The sequence below is a fragment of the Rhizomonospora bruguierae genome (assembly GCF_018397995.1).
Classification (GTDB): Bacteria; Actinomycetota; Actinomycetes; order Mycobacteriales; family Micromonosporaceae; genus Rhizomonospora; species Rhizomonospora bruguierae.
In genome coordinates this window covers 1-1,052 of sequence record NZ_BBQH01000157.1, presented here as the reverse complement: position 1 = coordinate 1,052, position 1,052 = coordinate 1, and the positions used below count along the sequence as shown (strand labels likewise).

General features: G+C 68.6%; 1 protein-coding gene. It reads left to right on the top strand.

The features are described from left to right. On the top strand, positions 1 to 1,031 hold a 1,031-nt coding region (locus tag KJS59_RS30610; RefSeq protein WP_213457477.1), incomplete at its 5' end, for an ISAs1 family transposase. Positions 1,032 to 1,052: the final 21 nt, after the last annotated feature.

Genomic DNA, 1,052 nt, shown 5'->3' with positions numbered 1-1,052 from the left:
CAACGGTGTTGACCGTGGTGACGTTGGCGTTGTTGTGCGGGGCGCGGAACTTCCGGCAGGCCGCCGACCGGGTCGCCGAGTTGCCGCAGCCGTTGCTGGCCGCCGCGGGCGCCCGCCGGCATCCGGTGCTCGGGATCCGGATCGCGCCGGGTCGGGACACGCTGCGCCGGCTGGTCCAGGCGGTCGACGCGGCGGTGGTGGACCGTCTGCTCTGCGCCTGGCTGGCCGACCGGCTCGACGATCCCGCCGGGGTCGGGTTGGCGCTGGACGGCAAGACCGTCCGGCACTCGGGCGGCGGTACCGACGTCGACGTGCAGTTGTTCTCCGCGATGCGGCATGACACCGCGGTGGTCATCGCCCAGGTCCAGGTCCCGGCCGACACCACCGAGGTCACCCAGATCGAAGCCCTGCTCGACCCGATCGACATCACCGGCATGGTGATCACCGCGGATGCCGCGCATCCCAGCAGCGGCACCGCCACCTACCTGCGCGGACGCGGCGCGGACTACGTGTTCACCGTCAAAGGCAACAGGCCCACGCTCCTCGCGGCGATCACCGACCGACTGCCCGCGGCAACAGCGGCGACCAGCGCCCACACCGACACCGAACGCCGCAGCGGCCACCGGATCACCCGCACCATCTGGATCACACCCGCCACAGGCATCGACTTCCCCGACGCGGCCCTGGTCTTCCGGCTCCGCCGCGACGTGTACGCCCCCGACAGCCAGCGGGTCAGCAAACAGATCGTCCACGGAATCACCAGCCTGACCAGCACGGCAGCCGAGATCGCCGCCCATGTACGCACCCATTGGTGGATTGAAAACAAGATCCACTGGGTCCGTGACGTTCTGTTCGGCGAGGACACCCACCACGCCTGGCTCGGCAACGTCGCCCACACCATGGCTGCCCTGCGTAACCTCGCCATCGCCCTGATCCGGCTTGCCGGACACTCCAGGATCAAGCAGGTCATGGAACGTCACCACGCCGACAAGATGCTCATCCCCGCCCTACTCAACGCATCCCGGCCATGATCAACCGACTTTGCTTTGACT